The following is a 15,188-nucleotide window of genomic DNA, read 5'->3' as shown; positions in this document are numbered from 1 at the left end:
ACCCGAGCGAAAGCAGCACCGACCCGAGCAAAAGCAGCGCCAACCCGAGCGAAAACAGCACGGACCCGAGCAAAAGCAGCGCCGACCCGAGCGAAAAGAGCACGGACCCGAGCGAAAACAGCACGAACCCGAGCAAAAGCAGCGCCGACCCGAGCAAAAGCAACACCGACCCGAGCGAAAATAGCGCCAACCCGATCATATTCACCTTATCTTGTCTTCTACTTATTTCAAAACCGGTCGAGTTGTTCCTTCAGCCCAATCCATAATAAAACTTTTCTGCCTAGGGTTTAGGTTTTCAGGTAAAGATGATCGATCAAAAAACTGGTGGTCCTTACTCTCTTCATCATGTTGAGACAGAATCCCATCGTAATCCTTGCTATAAAAAATAACTTGAACACTATACATTTGATCCCCGTTAGGGTAGGTAACATAGCAACTTTCACCAGAGTATAAACCGAAAAGTTCCGGTTGTAGAATCGTTAATCCAGTTTCCTCGTAAACCTCACGAACTGCAGCATCCGTAAAAGATTCACCGATTTCCATAATGCCACCTGGAATCCCCCAAATGTCCGCATCACTACGATGTTGTAGAAGGATTCTTCCATCCTCATCTTCTACAATAATGCCGCATCCTACTGTAAAAAGCCTTTCTGTACCAATCAAGCTTCTCATATGTTGAATATAACTCATTCTTTAGCACCTTCTCTTTCTTCAATATAACCCTTCAACTTTGATAACGGTAATGGTTCATCATTCGTTAAACGATCTAAACTAAACTCAAGCGTTTCATCACCTTGAGCAACTTTTGTCTTCACTCTTCTTAGGTTGAAATCATAGGAGAACGTATGTAACGTGCCGAAGAAATCTTTATAATCTTGATAAAACAAACCTTTTCCAGGCGTTGTAAAAATATCAAACAGGTCATCCTGAGAGTGTAATGATTCTTCTAAGACGCTTTTCCGTTTATGGGTGCTCGTTTCAATCTTTCGGTTGTACTCGTTCATTTCTAAGAAGTGGTTGGTACAGGTTACGGCTTGTTGACCTCTTCGAATGACCACTCTCTCAGGTGATCCTTCAATAATAGCAATGTTCCCATTCGTATCACCCAATGAGTAGTTGTAGCAAGCTGCATGAGGTAATGCTTTTAATAAATCGACTGCTTCTTCAAGGTTTTTACATGTATCCAGTACCATGCGTGTGATCATTGTGCTCATAAATCCTTTTTGTTGATTATGATTATTAACAAAATGTAAGGCTATAGCTAAGCCATGCTCATTAACGCCTTCATGCAGTCCAGTACAATGCACGGTATAACCACATGTGGAATAGGCATTCTCACTATTTTTTACAGCGAATTTGTAATCATAAACATCAGGCGAAAAATCATAATTTCGTATTAGCATTTCGGTGGTCACGATAGAGGAACAACCTAATGCTCCAAGTTTCGGTAAGTCATATCCACTGAAATATCGAAAAGCTTCTTGATAAGATAGATTTAATTGATCACCTAATCCTTTAATTTCTTCAATAAGGTGTGGAGCAAAATTTTCAAGCAAAGATGTACCTTCTTCCCAATCAACTTCACTTGAGGTTAAGCTGTTAAGAAAGACTAGATATGACGATTTGTCTGTAATAGATTGGAGTTGCTTTCGACCAATCTCATAGTTTGTATCAGTCCATTTATGTACATCAACGATAAAAGGTTCCATTCATTTAACCTCCAAAATTTGTATAAATTATATTATTCTAAATTTAAGCTGATTTGTAAAATAAATGTAGGAGTGAGCTCATGTATATAAAAAAGATCGTGTGTACAGTACAGGAAGAGAAAAGGGAAGCATTTGATCAAGCTCAACGTCAATGGGCACCACTATCACAAGTTTCAGGGTTTTTGGGGCAAGTAGGTGGGTGGAATGGGGATGATGCAGTTATTATTGCTTTTTGGGAGAGCAAAGAAGCTTACAAATCCTTTATGGAGGATGTACACGATCAAATTTTTAATCACAATCGTCAAAAGAACACCTACAATTCTATTTCTGTCACACTTTGCAAAACAAATAAAATCTATACCCAATTAAGAGAGGCTTTATTGGAGACAAATACTATCTCGATGAATAAAACTGATCAACGTTTATTTACAATGATTGCATCTGATGAACATTCTGAAGAAGTTATATACCTTGCGTTTCATCCTAATGAAAAGGGAGATATAAGACTTTATCACCCTTGGACCGTATTACCGAACGAATAATTGTTGTAGTTGATTGCAAGAGTAGACGACCTCGTCGGCTAAGCTTTCAAGTATGGTGTTGCTGTGATCGATCCGAACGGTTTTCATACCGATGCTTTGCGCACCTTTAATATCTTTCTCTTCATGATCCCCAACAAAAATGCTTTCTTCTGCAGTTACTCCTAAATTTTGTAATGCTCTTTGAAAAAGTCTCGGATCAGGCTTTTTCATCCCTTCTATTTCTGAAATATGTACGGTATCGAAGAAGTTATCCAACTGTAGATGTTTAATGTTTTGCCGCTGAAAATCTCCAACTCCATTTGTTATAAGTCCGAGTTTGTATTCTTGTTTTGTTAATGATTGGAGTAATCGATGTGTATCAGGGAAAGCTACACAATCCTGTGCGAAGCCTTTTACATAGTCAGAAATCAATGGAATCCAACTGTTAAGCGGTAACTTGAATTCCCCTTCCATTTGTTGATAGACCTGATCCTTCCACACATATCCGTTTTGATCTAAATGTAAAAAACGTTCACGAAACTGTTTGTAATTGGTAGTTTTTAGTATTGAATGAAAACGTTCGTATTGATTAGGTAGAAAAGCTTCTAAAGAAGAAGAGCGATCTAATAGTGTTCCATCCAGGTCAAATAGAATTGCTTTCGTTAGCATGTAAATTCCTACTTTCTTAATAGATTTATAGTTAACTGGCATTATATGAGTCTAAAGACTTATTAGTGAATTTGTAAGATTATTAACTCTATTCTATCAAAAATCATCTATATTAGTGTTTATGGAAGGTTTTCGATGTAACAATTCTGTTAAAATTATTATATTGTGTAACATGGTTGTAAAATAGTGTGTCATAAAATACGATTTTTTGATAAAATTGTGTCGAAGTAATTCCCATCATAGGGAAATTAAGGGGGAAATAGATCGTGATACGAAGTATTCAAAGGCAAATGCGCCGCAAACGTAAAGCGGCAGCAAGTTCAGTGATGGCTTTAGGAATGGCTCTTTCTGTTGTATCTCCAAATGTTGCACTAGCAGCAGAGGATGAAGATGTCGTTAATCTACGCATTATGGAGACAACGGATATTCATTCCAACGTTATGAATTACGATTATTTTACAGGTTCAGAAGTGAATGATTTCGGTCTAGTTAAGACTGCTACACTTATTCGTCAGGCAAAAGACGAAGCAAAGAACTCTCTATTAATTGATAATGGTGACCTTATTCAAGGAAGTCCTCTTGCCGATTATATGGCAAAAGAAAAAGAGTGGGCTGAAGATGAAGTACACCCCGTATACGAAGCTATGAATATCTTAGATTATGATGTAGGAAACTTTGGTAACCACGAGTTTAACTATGGTCTGGAATACTTAGAGAAAACAACAGAGGGATCAGCATTTCCATACGTGAATGCAAACGTTTACAAGGATGATGGTGACGACAATCCGGATAACGATGAAAACTATTTTGATCCATATGTAATGCTTGATAAAACCGTTGTTGATGAAGACGGGGAAGAACATACAATTAAAGTTGGTGTGATTGGATTTACTCCACCACAAATTATGAGATGGGACCGTTCAAACCTTGAAGGGAAAGTCATCACAAAAGGTATTGTGGAAACAGCAGAAAAATTTGTTCCACAAATGAAAGAAGAAGGAGCGGACCTAATCGTAGCTGTTCCTCACTCTGGTATGGGTGACGTAACGCAAAACGGTATGGAAGAAAACGCAACGTATGATCTTTCTAAAGTAGATGGTATTAACGCGATTCTATTCGGTCACGCACATGCTCAATTCCCTGGAGAAGACTACGCTTCCCTTGAGGGCGTGAACATTGATAAAGGTACAGTTAACGGTACACCTTCTGTTATGCCAGGTTTCTGGGGATCCCACCTTGGTATGATTGATTTCTCTCTTGAAAAAGTAGATGGAGAATGGAAGGTAAATGATGCTCAGTCTACATTAAGAGCGATTTACGATTCCGAGAATGATAAAGCTCTAGTCGAAGCTGATGAAGAAATTAAAGAAGCGGTTAAAGATGACCATGAAGGTACAATTGACTATGTAAACAGTGCAGTTGGACAAACTGAATCTCCGCTTTATAGCTATTTCTCTCAAGTTCAGGATGATCCAACGATCCAAATCGTTACAGACGCTCAAAAAGAATATGTTGAGAACTATATTCAAGGAACAGAGCTTGAAGGTTTACCAGTACTTTCAGCTGGAGCGCCATTCAAAGCTGGTCGTGACGGTATCACGGACTTTACAGACATTGAAGCAGGTGACCTAGCAATTAAAGATACAACGTCTCTTTATAAGTATCCAAACACTGTAAACGTTGTACAACTATCAGGTGCTGAGGTTCGTGAATGGTTAGAATGGAGTGCAGGCCAATTTAACCAAATCGATCCAAACAGTAACGAAGAACAGCTTCTAGTGAAAAGTAACGATCGTAATGGTGGTTTCCCAAGCTATAACTTTGACGTAATCGACGGCGTATCTTATCAAATTGATGTTACAGTTCCACGTCGTTACAACAATGGTGGTACTGAAGTCATTAATGATACACACCGTATTAAGAACCTAACGTTCAATGGCGAACCAGTTGATCCAGATCAACAGTTCCTTGTTGCAACAAATAACTACCGTGCAGGTATGCAAATTGCTAATCCGGATGGAGAAAGCATTGTAATCGAATCTCCAGATGAAAACCGTCAAGTACTGGTTGATTACATCCGTGACAACGGTACAGTTGATCCAAAAGCTGATGGAAACTGGAGCTTTGCACCTGTAAAAGGTAACCCAGATCTAGTATTCTACTCTTCTCCTGAAGCTCAGAAGTATTCAAAAGATAATGAGAAGATCTCTTTTGATGAAAAGCTTGATAATGGATTCGCTAAATATTCTATTGATCTAGCAGCTAAAGGTAACAACGGTGATGAGAAGAAAGATGAAGAAAAGAAAGATAATGAAAAAGATGAAGAGAAAAACAATGATAAAGGTAACAACGATTCTAAAGAAACAGATAGCACTGACAAAGAAAACGACATGAAGTATGTGTTAGAGTCTGGTGATACTCTTGGTAAGATTGGTGCTCAATATGGAGTTCACTGGAAGACACTTGCAGACTACAACAACATTGATGATGTGCGTACGCTTATGCCTGGTCTAGAAATCATGATCCCAGTTCCAGATGGTGATGCGGACTATGAAGTACACCTTGTTAAACAAGGCGATACACTTGGCAAAATTGCTGCACAATACGATGTTCATTGGAAAGACCTAGCAACGTACAACAAGCTAGAGAATCCACACATGCTTCAAATCGGACAAGAAATTAGAATTCCTAAGAACTAAATGATTAAAAACTACCGATCCTTCATGGGTCGGTAGTTTTTTTGCTCATTATTAAGTGATTATAGAATCTTCGAACCAAAAAAAACCCTTCTCAACATTAAATCCTATGATATATAATTAATAAAATTACACTTAAAGGAAGTCATGCTCATGAATACCAATCTTGCTGAACAGCAGCATTCTACTAGTTTTATTAGCCAATCTATAAAGCAGGGGGCTCTGGCAGGATTACCCATTGTATTTGGTTATGTTCCTATTGCGATCGCATATGGAGTTTTAGCTAAAGAAGCAGGGTTATCCCTATCCGAAATTACCATGATGAGCATGTTTGTATTCGCTGGTGCAAGTCAGTTTATGGCTGCAGGTATGGTACTGAGCAGTGCAGGTCTCATTGAAATTGTAATTGCGACGTTTGTCGTGAACTTCAGGCATTTTGTGATGAGCTTTTCATTTATGAATCACCTCCGACACATTTCTCTCAGGTGGAAGATCCCCATTTCACTTGGATTAACAGATGAAACGTTTTCTGTTGCATCTTTAAATAAGAAAAAAGCAAAAGAAGCCCATGGCATGTGGTTCTATGCTGCTATGATTCTCGTAGCATATTCGGCATGGGTATTAGGGTCGTTAACAGGCGGACTAATCGGCAATATTATGCCAAAAGCATTAAGTCAAAGCATGGGTGTTGCGTTATATGCGATGTTTATCGCTCTTTTACTTCCATCCGTACGGAGTGAATGGAAGGTTGGAGTAATTGCTTTTATTAGTATGTTGGTTAATTATATATGCGCTGTTCACCTTGATATTAAAGAAGGCTGGAGCATTGTAATCGCCACTGTTTTAGGTGGTGTTTCAGGAATCTTTTTACTACCGGAGGAGGGTGAGGAAGAATGATTTTCGTCATAATTGGAATGGCCATTGCTACAATGGTCCCAAGATTTTTACCTGCTCTGGTGGTTGATAAATGGACGTATCCACGGTGGGTAAGCAGAGGTCTGAATGCAATTCCTTACGCAGCTTTAGGAGCGCTTATTTTTCCGGGAATCACCACTGTTGTGGAAGGGGAACCACATGTTGGTGCAATTGCTGGGGGGATTGCGGCGATTTTGGCTATTTTACGTCTGAATGTGATGTTTGTGTTAATCGGAGCAATTGGAACTGTATATCTCCTGACACTCTAATGGGTCTCTGTCACACCATATGGGTTTTCGCATATATTGTAGGGAATTCATTATGGAAGGAGTCACACATTCATGGATTATCGTCAGAATCAAGGACTTGATTGGCTGGGCCAAATCTTGTTCCCAGGTAGTGGCGGACAACAAGGATTTCCACCAGGTCAGGGTGGACCTCCAGGCGGGTTTCCACCAGGTCAGGGAGGCTTCCCTCCTGGTCAAGGGGGACCACCAGGGCCACCTCCAGGGCAAGGCGGATTTGGTGGTGGCGGCCAACTTCCACCTCCTCCACAATCACCACCAGGTGGCCAACAATATGGTGGTGGACCAAGTGTGTTTGCAGTAGATCCTGGATCAATGTATAGATGCTTATATCGATATACATGGGTACGTTTAAATAATGGCAGAAGATTTTGGTTCTATCCGACTTTTATTGGAAGAACATCTGTAGCAGGCTATCGTTGGAGACCACGTCAATACAGATGGGTTTACTATGGCCTTGATACGGATCGTATAGCATCATTTTCTTGTCAATAAGCCACACGCCACCAAGAGGATTTTCATTCCTTTTGGATGGCGTGTTCTTTTGAAATAAAGTTTGAAATAAAATAATATAAGGGTAAGGGGTTAGAGATTGTTGGAGGTGTAAACATGTACCATATTCGAAAGGCGCAACTAAAAGATGCAGAAGCGATTGCCCATATTCATGTTGAAAGCTGGAAATCTACATATAAAGATCTCATAGACAAACAAGATATTGATGGGATTAGTGTTGAAAATCGTATTGCTTTGTGGGAAACCGTATTGAAAAAAGCTGTAAATGGGCAAGTTGTCCTTGTAGCTACTGACGAGAGTGGTAAGATTATTGGGTTTATTTCAGGTGGGAAAGAACGCACAAAGGAGTATGGGTATGATGCAGAGATTTATGCGATATACTTGTTAGATGAATATCACCGCAAGGGAGTTGGGACAGGTTTACTTACCCACTTTGTTCAACATATACGACAATCAGGATATGGATCCCTCCTCGTGTGGGTGCTCACACAAAACGTAAACAAAAAATTCTATGAGAGATATGGTGCATCACCAATACAAGCAGAAGAAACCACGATTGGAAAAGGAACGTACAAAGAAATTGCTTATGGATGGCCTGATATCGACGCCTTATCTAGTTTGTTAGAAGATAAGAAGCAATCCTCTATGTAAAAGAAGCGCTCGAGAGCATCATAATGATGTTTCGAGCGCTTTTGTGTTTCTAGTCTTTCTTCCCATAAGGTTCAATATGAATATGTGTGTGTGTAATATTATGTTCTTCCTTCAAATGTTCTTCAATTCTATCTGTAATGTCATGACTTTCTTGAACACTTAGGTGTGGGTTTACATGAATAGTAGCATCCACAAGAATTTGGTTACCATGAAAGCGAGCTTTGACATCATCTACAATTTTTACGTCAGGATCCTCTGCAATACTTTTTTTAATTTCATCAAGCAGTTGTTCATTTACCCCGTCTGTTAAAGCATGCGATGCATCTCGAAAGATATCGTAAGCGGTTTTGCATATAATAATCCCCACTATAAGACCTGCAACAGGGTCTAACCAAAAGGCTCCAAACTGGGCTCCAACAATACCTATAAAAGCACCTATTGATACAAGTGCGTCAGATCGGTTATCTTGTGCAGCTGCATATAGAGAGTGGCTGTTAATGCGTTTGGATAATCGTAAATTATATATATATACACCAAACATTACAAAGGCGGCGACAAGCGCAGTCCAAGCAGTTAACATGCTTGGTTCATTCTCATAGCCATTAATAAGTTGTTTCCCTGTCTGAAATAGGACTTCGAATCCAACTGTCATCATAATAAAGGCAGCAACAAGAGATCCAATGGTTTCAGCACGGAAATGACCATAATGGTGGTCTTTATCAGGTGGTTTACGGGAAATTCTTAAGCCTATCAACACAGCTAAAGACGCAACGACATCTGTGACATTATTTAAACCGTCTGCCCGGAGTGCTTGAGACTCTCCAAAGTGTGCAACAATCAGCTTAACAGTAGATAGAACAAGATAAGCACATATACTTATCCAAGCTCCTTGCTCTCCCTTTTTTAAGTTTTCATATTCGTTCATATCAGGATCCTCCGATACCTCTCATTAGCACTCTTAAGGTTACCAAAGGGGCATTGACTGAGTCTAGAGAAAAAAAACTAGCTGAAGGCAGATGTATTGTCTATATTAAATGAAGTTGCCCTATGCCAACTAACTGAAAATTAAAATCAATATGCCAAAAGACTCATATTTTGTACAGAAATGTGTTATATATGATTAATTTTTGTCAAAAGGGGTAGACACATACTAAGAAATCATAATAAAGATTTTCTTGGGAGAGAGTGAAAACAGACCAAAAAGGTTTTGGAGAATTTCTAAAAAAAAGGGGTGAATCAATTGATTAAAGAAACAATTATTATTGAAGGATCAGTCCGTGGTATGAAGTTTTCGAAACCGGTCTTATTACAGTATAATCCGAAAGATGAAAGTATAGAAGAAGCTATCATAAACTTTTTTAATAGTCATGCGAAATCTTTCGAAGAATTAGCCGTACAACGTGGTTGGAGAGACTCATATTGGACTTTTCCGCAATATTATGAACTAGTTATTTAATTTATATATCCAGGCAACCCATCTCGGGTTGCCTTATTTTTTTGTTTCATACAACGAAGTAAATGCTTTCGCGTTGGTGAAATAGAAGGTATTCTAGAGTAGAAAGATGAATGAAAGGGGAAGTAGAATCAGCATGAAGCGTTTTATTCTTATTATACTGTGTGGAATCGTTCTAACTTCATGTAACCAACAAGACCCTTCTTCACAACAAACATCGCTTAGAATCTCGGCTGCTTCTAGTTTGACTACAGTCATGAAAGAAATTAAAAAACAATATCAGAAGAAACATCCAGAGCAAGAAATTACGATTCAATATGCTTCATCAGGGACACTAGCCCACCAACTGATCCAAGGCGCCCCTTCAGACCTATATATATCAGCAAGTGAACGTTGGATGGATAAAGTTGTACAAGAAGGGCTTATTCAACAAAAAGATGTTCAACCTTTGCTGAAAAATCGATTGATCCTAGCATCTTATGAAGGAAAAAATATTAAGATCAGTCAATTAGCTGATGAAGCAATAGATCAATTTGCTATGGGTGATCCCGAGAGTGTACCTGCAGGAGCGTATGCGAAGCAAGCTTTGGAACATGTAAAGGTATGGAGGGCTGTTAAAGACAAAGCTGTCTACGGGAAAAATGTACGTCAGGTAGCCTCTTACATACAATCACAAAATGTTGAAGCAGGATTTGTCTATCAAAGTGATGTACAGGCTTTGAAAGGTGTCACTGAGCTACAGGTTATCCCTGAGGAATATCATGAGCCCGTTACATATCCAATGGGAATAATCAATGAATCACAAGAATCTTCATTGATGGAAGGTTTTATTAAGTATCTGAAAGGTCCAGAAGCGAAGAAAGTTTTTCAATCATATGGATTTGTCCCAGTTGAGTAGGTGAAAGCATGAACTTAGATCCGTTGTGGTTATCATTAAAAATTGCAAGCATATCTTCCGTGATCGTATTTGTCGTAGGTACATGTATAGCAAGGTGGCTATCGAGACGCCATTTTACAGGGAAAAACTTATTAGAATCAGCCATTTTATTACCTATGGTTCTCCCTCCAACCGTTGTAGGTTTTGGATTGCTTTATATATTCGGTAAAAATGGGTTTCTAGGGAAGTGGTTACAAACTTTATTTGATTTACAACTTGTGTTTACTTGGTATGCAGCTGTTATTGCCTCAGTTATTGTTTCATTCCCATTGATGTATCAAAGTGCTGCAGCTGCATTTAAGAATTATAATCCCAATTTAGAAAATGCAGCCTATACAATGGGAGCCAGTAAAATAAAGGTTTTTTGGACAATTTCACTTCCATTGGCATGGCCAGGACTTTTAGCAGGACTTGTTTTGTCATTTTCACGAGCTTTAGGAGAATTTGGAGCTACGTTAATGTTTGCAGGATACATCCCAGGTAAAACAGATACGTTACCCATAGCGATCTATTTTTCTGTTGAATCAGGGAATTCACAAGCAGCTCTATGGTTAGTTTTAATCATGGTTGTTATAGGATTTGGAACGGTTTACTGGTTAAATCGATGGAATAAGAGACAATCGATTTGGATTACTGGCGTAAAGGATGAAGAAGCATAATGTTAAAGGTAGATATTCAAAGTGAACTACATTATTATACATTGGATATTTCTTTTGAACTTAATGAGGAGATTGGCGTTCTATTTGGACGTTCAGGTGCAGGGAAATCAACCATTTTACATGCTATAGCTGGATTGCACACCCCAGACAATGGCCACATTACCATTCATGATCGAGCCGTTTATAGTTCAAAAGGGATTAATTTACCTCCTCAAAATCGTAATGTGGGCTATGTATTTCAGGATTATGCTTTGTTTCCTCATATGACAGTTGCAAACAATATCTATTATGGAATAGCTCGCAAGGCTCGACCTGAAGCAAAGGAACATATAGACGGCTTAGTCCATGCGCTTGGCATATCCCATTTGCAATCGAAATATCCTCATCAAATTTCAGGAGGAGAAAAACAACGAGTGGCCCTTATTCGTGCACTCGCTATGAAGCCAGATGTCCTTTTATTGGATGAACCTTTTTCAGCCTTGGATGAGGATACGCGTGCAGAAGGACATCAAGAGCTTCTTCGGTTAAAAAATGAATGGAAAATCCCAATGCTACTCGTCACTCATAATCGTGAAGAGGGAGAAAAGTTGGCGGATCGTTTATTTAATATAGACAACGGAAAGCTCCAAGCATAAGTTTGGAGTTTTTTATAACTAAAAAATATCTCGAAACTAAAAGTCTTTGTTTTGAAATAAATTTAACTTGGGTATATAATCTAAGTAGTCTTCAAACGAATGATTATTTTTCATGTTGGAGACGATATCAATGAATAGGAAAAAGGAGCGATAAGATCATGACTAAATTAGCTGTTATTTATTACAGTTCTACAGGAACAAACTATAAGCTGGCTCAATGGGCTAAAGAAGGAGCAGAAGCTGCAGGAGCAGAAGTGAAATTACTTCGTGTAGCTGAAACAGCACCTCAGGAAGCTATTAATGAAAACCCAGCATGGGCAAAACACTTAGAAGAAACAAAAGATATTCCAATTGCAACAAACGACGATCTAGAATGGGCTGATGGTTTTATCTTTTCCGTACCTACACGCTTTGGTAACGTACCAGCACAGGTTAAATCTTTCTTAGATGCTACAGGAGGTCTATGGTTTAGCGGTAAGCTTGTAAACAAAGTTGTAAGTGCAATGTCCTCAGCACAAAACTCTCACGGTGGACAGGAAGCAACAATCCTGAACCTATACACAACAATGTTCCACTGGGGTGCAATTGTTGCTCAACCAGGTTATTCTGACCCTTCTGTTTTTGGAGCGGGCGGAAACCCATACGGTACAAGTGTAACGGTAGACCAAGATGGAAACATGCAAGAAGATGTAGAAGATGCAGTTAAGCATCAGGCGAAACGTACAGTAGATATCGCACAGCGTATCAATCAATAAATCGTAAGAAAACCCCTAAAAGTTTCTATCTTTTAGGGGTTTAAAATTGAATAATTCACCTTATATCCTGCAAATAATCATTCACTTTACCGAAATATCTAAAGCCAGAATACTCGGGATGGTTACTAACAAATAAAATATAGACCGGAGATGCTAATAAAGCAGGATTCATTTCAAGTAACCAACGTTCTCCATAAAAAATTCCCTGCAAAGCTGTCGACATTTCGCGATTAAAAATCTCATATCGGATTTTTTGTTGAGTTAAGGGTATAGTTTCGTCCCCAACCAAGGCTTCACCTCGAAAAAGGATTCCTTGTAGTGTAGGAATCCATTCACCTAAAACTTCATCACGCATATCATTTACCTGATCAAAAGCATATTCTGTTGAAACGGTGAGAAAGAGATCACCAGTTATGTCAGAATGAGTGAGTGTATACTTTCTCAAGTCATAAGCTGTGGTATGTTGGATGTCAGGACGGTATTGTACATACAATCGATTGGTAGAAAAAACCATATAAACCCCTCCATTTTCACACTATTATATGGAGAAACTAGGCAATTGTTCTTAAAATTTCTAATGTCCCCCCTAAAATTTTTGAATATTCACGTATGATTCTAATGAAAATTCACAAAGGGGTGCAATTTATTATGAACAAGAAAGTTATTAACGTATTATCTACCGCAGCATTAGCATTTTCACTATCTGCTGCACCAACATCTGTATTCGCACAAGAAGACGAGTCTACAAAGGACACAACATCTACTGAGGGTACAACGACTGTCCAAATGAAAGACGATTGGACACTTACTGGTGAAGAGGTTACATTTGAGTATGGGAAGCTATTCAGTTTCTTGGATACGCTAACACAGAACTTCAAATTAGCACTTGAACAGGATGATATGGAAAAAGCTAAGCTATATGCTGACTATGGTAAAAAACGTATCGAAGAAGCAAAACAGCTTTTAGAAGAAGGTAAAGACGAAGAAGCTGCAGAATTACTTGAACAAGCAACTAAAGCAATGGAAAAAGCCGAAGAGTTATCTCAAGAAGAAGACTCTGAAGAAAACAACGAAACTGATGAAAACAGTGAAGATACCGACCAGGAAGATTCAGACGAAGATGAATCAGATGACACTGAAGAGTCCGATGAAGAATCAGACGAAGACGATGAATCTGATGAAGATACGGATGAAGAAGTAGAGGAAGATGAGGATTCCGAAGAAGATTCAGATGAAGATAAGTCTGATGAAGAAGAAAAAGCTGAGCTTGATGCAAAAATCGGACAAAATGTTATTTCCCTTAAACGTGCAATGGATAAGGTAGACAATCCAAATGCTAAGAAAGCTTTAGAGCGTAACATTGAAAAAGCGTTAACAAGACTTGAAGCAAAGTACGGAGATATCGAAGTATTAAAAGAGCGCTTGAAAGAAATGGAAGAAGATAACGAAGAAGACACTTCTAAAGAAGATGAAGGTACTGACAGCGAAGAGTCCGCTGAACAAGATACAGAACAAAAGTCTGAAAATGACCAAGAAGAATCAGACGAAGACGCTCAAGAAAAGGAAGATAAAGACGAAGAAGCAGAAGAAGATGAGTCTGGAATTCCTTCTCACGCAAAAGAGCATAAAAAAGCAGCAAAAGAACATAAACAAGAAATGAAAGAGAAAAAAGAGCGTTTAAAGGACAAAAAAGAGTGGAAAAAAGAAGTAAATAAAGATGATGATAAAGGTCATCGTGGAGGGAACGGGAAAGGTAAAGGGAATCCACATAACTAATTTCCCAAAAAAAACCTCCGCACCCTAATGCGGAGTTCATATAGATTCTCTCTCCCTGTGGTCGCGAAACGTATGTTTTGCGACCTTTTTATTATCCCATATTTATCTGATTATTTCAAAAATAATGGACTTGCTCTCTTCGTACGTTTTATACGAGCATCTCATGGGAATAGTTTACTAACAAACATTTTTCAGAAAATTGTTTCAAATTAAGGGTGTCTGTAATATACTATTAGAAAAACAAGGTTATCGCTATTGATAGCGAAACCGAAATATTTTCTAATACCTTAGTCTTTGAGTAAGGGTTACCCTTCTAATTAAAAAAATTGCACAAGGGGGATGTTCCATGAAGAAAGCAAAAGTTTCGTTTCGATTAAATTGGTTTCCGTCAGATGAAAGCGTGATTCATGCTAAACGAGAATTACCATATGAAATTAAACTGGCCTCTACATTAGTTTTAGATGAACTCTGCTACAACTGGAACAAATCGAACCTTGAAAAACAAGTTAATGAAGCGATTGATTATGGGGATTACGAGCAATTCGAAAAGGCGAGTCAAATGTATAAACCTTATACGTTTGAATAAGCAATGCAGCTCGTTTTGAAAAGTTAACTAAATTATTAACACAACAAAGTCTAGGGAATGCCTCCCTAGACTTTTCTTTTTTATAAGGACTTATTCAATATTCGCCCCCTTATCTTAAAGACTTGGTTTCGAGATAATAATGTGAGGAGTCCGTTGCTGTTGAGTAATTTGTTGCGGTCAGTGAAACGGCAAGCCTGTTGTGGAAGAAAAGCCGAGCCTCCTCGTGCCTGCGGGGTCTCGTCTTCCCTTTGTTACCACGACAGTTTGCCGTTTCCTTCCCTCCACCCGATTATGGAGACTAACGGACCATTATTTGGACTTTCCCACCACATATTGATTGGAAAACATATTCACAGAAGTTGCTTAGACCCTTGTCATGATAGGATTATACTACCTTGGAATTAGAAT

19 protein-coding genes are annotated in these 15,188 nt (G+C 38.7%); 13 read left to right on the top strand and 6 right to left on the bottom strand.

Annotation, left to right across the window (positions count from 1 at the left end; translation table 11 throughout):
- The 3 genes from H514_RS25100 to H514_RS0120870 all read right to left on the bottom strand — a co-directional run.
- On the bottom strand, positions 1-199 hold a 199-nt coding region (locus H514_RS25100), incomplete at its 3' end, for a hypothetical protein (protein WP_211226785.1).
- A 23-nt stretch (positions 200-222) separates the two neighbouring features.
- Entirely contained in the window at positions 223-690 is a 468-nt protein-coding gene (locus H514_RS0120875) for an NUDIX hydrolase (RefSeq protein WP_027448712.1), read from the bottom strand.
- Positions 687-1,709: a C45 family autoproteolytic acyltransferase/hydolase gene (locus tag H514_RS0120870; protein WP_027448711.1), complete on the bottom strand. Its 1,023-nt coding sequence runs from the start codon at positions 1,707-1,709 to the stop codon at positions 687-689. Before H514_RS0120870 ends, H514_RS0120875 begins: the two co-directional genes overlap by 4 nt.
- A gap of 80 nt (positions 1,710-1,789) precedes the next feature.
- Between H514_RS0120870 and H514_RS24135 the strand changes: the two genes are divergently transcribed.
- Positions 1,790-2,251 (top strand): YdbC family protein, encoded by a 462-nt coding sequence (locus H514_RS24135; RefSeq protein ID WP_051255267.1) that lies wholly within the window; start codon positions 1,790-1,792, stop codon positions 2,249-2,251.
- Here the strand turns inward: H514_RS24135 and H514_RS0120860 are convergent.
- Entirely contained in the window at positions 2,237-2,899 is a 663-nt protein-coding gene (locus tag H514_RS0120860) for an HAD family hydrolase (RefSeq protein ID WP_027448710.1), read from the bottom strand. The two genes, H514_RS24135 and H514_RS0120860, sit on opposite strands and share 15 nt — an antisense overlap.
- Before the next feature lie 266 nt (positions 2,900-3,165).
- Between H514_RS0120860 and H514_RS0120855 the strand changes: the two genes are divergently transcribed.
- The 5 genes from H514_RS0120855 (at position 3,166) to H514_RS23670 (ending at position 7,979) form a co-directional block, all read left to right on the top strand.
- Positions 3,166-5,598, top strand: a complete 2,433-nt coding sequence (locus H514_RS0120855; protein WP_081673111.1) for a bifunctional 2',3'-cyclic-nucleotide 2'-phosphodiesterase/3'-nucleotidase — start codon at positions 3,166-3,168, stop codon at positions 5,596-5,598.
- 150 nt (positions 5,599-5,748) lie between these two features.
- Complete coding sequence (locus H514_RS0120850; protein ID WP_027448708.1) at positions 5,749-6,492, top strand: AzlC family ABC transporter permease; 744 nt, start codon at positions 5,749-5,751, stop codon at positions 6,490-6,492.
- A complete protein-coding gene (locus H514_RS0120845) occupies positions 6,489-6,779 on the top strand; it encodes an AzlD domain-containing protein (protein ID WP_027448707.1) in 291 nt (96 codons plus the stop codon). Before H514_RS0120850 ends, H514_RS0120845 begins: the two co-directional genes overlap by 4 nt.
- A gap of 72 nt (positions 6,780-6,851) precedes the next feature.
- Positions 6,852-7,310 (top strand): hypothetical protein, encoded by a 459-nt coding sequence (locus H514_RS0120840; RefSeq protein ID WP_051255266.1) that lies wholly within the window; start codon positions 6,852-6,854, stop codon positions 7,308-7,310.
- A 114-nt stretch (positions 7,311-7,424) separates the two neighbouring features.
- Positions 7,425-7,979 (top strand): GNAT family N-acetyltransferase, encoded by a 555-nt coding sequence (locus H514_RS23670; protein ID WP_051255265.1) that lies wholly within the window; start codon positions 7,425-7,427, stop codon positions 7,977-7,979.
- Positions 7,980-8,028: 49 nt separating this feature from the next.
- Here the strand turns inward: H514_RS23670 and H514_RS0120830 are convergent, their stop codons facing one another.
- A complete protein-coding gene (locus H514_RS0120830) occupies positions 8,029-8,904 on the bottom strand; it encodes a cation diffusion facilitator family transporter (protein ID WP_027448705.1) in 876 nt (291 codons plus the stop codon).
- A gap of 315 nt (positions 8,905-9,219) precedes the next feature.
- Here H514_RS0120830 and H514_RS0120825 point away from each other — a divergent pair, with 315 nt between their 5' ends.
- From H514_RS0120825 to wrbA, 5 genes are all read left to right on the top strand, one after another.
- Positions 9,220-9,435: a hypothetical protein gene (locus H514_RS0120825; RefSeq protein ID WP_027448704.1), complete on the top strand. Its 216-nt coding sequence runs from the start codon at positions 9,220-9,222 to the stop codon at positions 9,433-9,435.
- A 133-nt stretch (positions 9,436-9,568) separates the two neighbouring features.
- Positions 9,569-10,330 (top strand): molybdate ABC transporter substrate-binding protein, encoded by a 762-nt coding sequence (gene modA / locus H514_RS0120820; protein WP_027448703.1) that lies wholly within the window; start codon positions 9,569-9,571, stop codon positions 10,328-10,330.
- Positions 10,331-10,338: 8 nt separating this feature from the next.
- Positions 10,339-11,028, top strand: coding sequence for a molybdate ABC transporter permease subunit (gene modB, locus H514_RS0120815; RefSeq protein ID WP_027448702.1), 690 nt, complete (start codon positions 10,339-10,341; stop codon positions 11,026-11,028).
- Positions 11,028-11,663: an ATP-binding cassette domain-containing protein gene (locus H514_RS0120810; RefSeq protein ID WP_027448701.1), complete on the top strand. Its 636-nt coding sequence runs from the start codon at positions 11,028-11,030 to the stop codon at positions 11,661-11,663. The genes modB and H514_RS0120810 overlap by 1 nt, the downstream gene beginning before the upstream one ends.
- A 158-nt stretch (positions 11,664-11,821) precedes the next feature.
- A complete protein-coding gene (wrbA, locus tag H514_RS0120805) occupies positions 11,822-12,418 on the top strand; it encodes an NAD(P)H:quinone oxidoreductase (RefSeq protein ID WP_027448700.1) in 597 nt (198 codons plus the stop codon).
- A gap of 55 nt (positions 12,419-12,473) precedes the next feature.
- Here wrbA and H514_RS0120800 read toward each other — a convergent pair whose 3' ends face one another.
- Positions 12,474-12,932, bottom strand: coding sequence for a staygreen family protein (locus H514_RS0120800; protein ID WP_027448699.1), 459 nt, complete (start codon positions 12,930-12,932; stop codon positions 12,474-12,476).
- Between the two features lie 134 nt (positions 12,933-13,066).
- Here H514_RS0120800 and H514_RS24130 point away from each other — a divergent pair, with 134 nt between their 5' ends.
- Both H514_RS24130 and H514_RS0120790 read left to right on the top strand, forming a co-directional pair.
- On the top strand, positions 13,067-14,194 hold the full coding sequence (locus H514_RS24130; protein WP_027448698.1) for a DUF5667 domain-containing protein: 1,128 nt from the start codon (positions 13,067-13,069) through the stop codon (positions 14,192-14,194).
- Positions 14,195-14,540: 346 nt separating this feature from the next.
- Positions 14,541-14,780, top strand: coding sequence for a hypothetical protein (locus H514_RS0120790; protein ID WP_027448697.1), 240 nt, complete (start codon positions 14,541-14,543; stop codon positions 14,778-14,780).
- The last annotated feature ends 408 nt before the right edge of the window (positions 14,781-15,188 follow it).

It is taken from the genome of Pontibacillus marinus BH030004 = DSM 16465, assembly GCF_000425225.1.
GTDB classification, from domain to species: domain Bacteria; phylum Bacillota; class Bacilli; order Bacillales; family BH030062; genus Pontibacillus; species Pontibacillus marinus.
This window is presented reverse-complemented; position numbering and strand designations above follow the sequence as displayed.

Coding starts and splice junctions, on each gene's coding strand:
- H514_RS0120870 (WP_027448711.1), bottom strand. CDS start 1,709: ATGGAACCTTTTATCGTTGATGTACATAAATGGACTGATACAAACTAT.
- H514_RS0120800 (WP_027448699.1), bottom strand. CDS start 12,932: ATGGTTTTTTCTACCAATCGATTGTATGTACAATACCGTCCTGACATC.
- H514_RS0120850 (WP_027448708.1), top strand. CDS start 5,749: ATGAATACCAATCTTGCTGAACAGCAGCATTCTACTAGTTTTATTAGC.
- H514_RS0120860 (WP_027448710.1), bottom strand. CDS start 2,899: ATGCTAACGAAAGCAATTCTATTTGACCTGGATGGAACACTATTAGAT.
- modA (WP_027448703.1), top strand. CDS start 9,569: ATGAAGCGTTTTATTCTTATTATACTGTGTGGAATCGTTCTAACTTCA.
- H514_RS24135 (WP_051255267.1), top strand. CDS start 1,790: ATGTATATAAAAAAGATCGTGTGTACAGTACAGGAAGAGAAAAGGGAA.
- wrbA (WP_027448700.1), top strand. CDS start 11,822: ATGACTAAATTAGCTGTTATTTATTACAGTTCTACAGGAACAAACTAT.
- H514_RS24130 (WP_027448698.1), top strand. CDS start 13,067: ATGAACAAGAAAGTTATTAACGTATTATCTACCGCAGCATTAGCATTT.
- H514_RS0120810 (WP_027448701.1), top strand. CDS start 11,028: ATGTTAAAGGTAGATATTCAAAGTGAACTACATTATTATACATTGGAT.
- H514_RS23670 (WP_051255265.1), top strand. CDS start 7,425: ATGTACCATATTCGAAAGGCGCAACTAAAAGATGCAGAAGCGATTGCC.
- modB (WP_027448702.1), top strand. CDS start 10,339: ATGAACTTAGATCCGTTGTGGTTATCATTAAAAATTGCAAGCATATCT.
- H514_RS0120840 (WP_051255266.1), top strand. CDS start 6,852: ATGGATTATCGTCAGAATCAAGGACTTGATTGGCTGGGCCAAATCTTG.
- H514_RS0120830 (WP_027448705.1), bottom strand. CDS start 8,904: ATGAACGAATATGAAAACTTAAAAAAGGGAGAGCAAGGAGCTTGGATA.
- H514_RS0120875 (WP_027448712.1), bottom strand. CDS start 690: ATGAGTTATATTCAACATATGAGAAGCTTGATTGGTACAGAAAGGCTT.
- H514_RS0120845 (WP_027448707.1), top strand. CDS start 6,489: ATGATTTTCGTCATAATTGGAATGGCCATTGCTACAATGGTCCCAAGA.
- H514_RS0120790 (WP_027448697.1), top strand. CDS start 14,541: ATGAAGAAAGCAAAAGTTTCGTTTCGATTAAATTGGTTTCCGTCAGAT.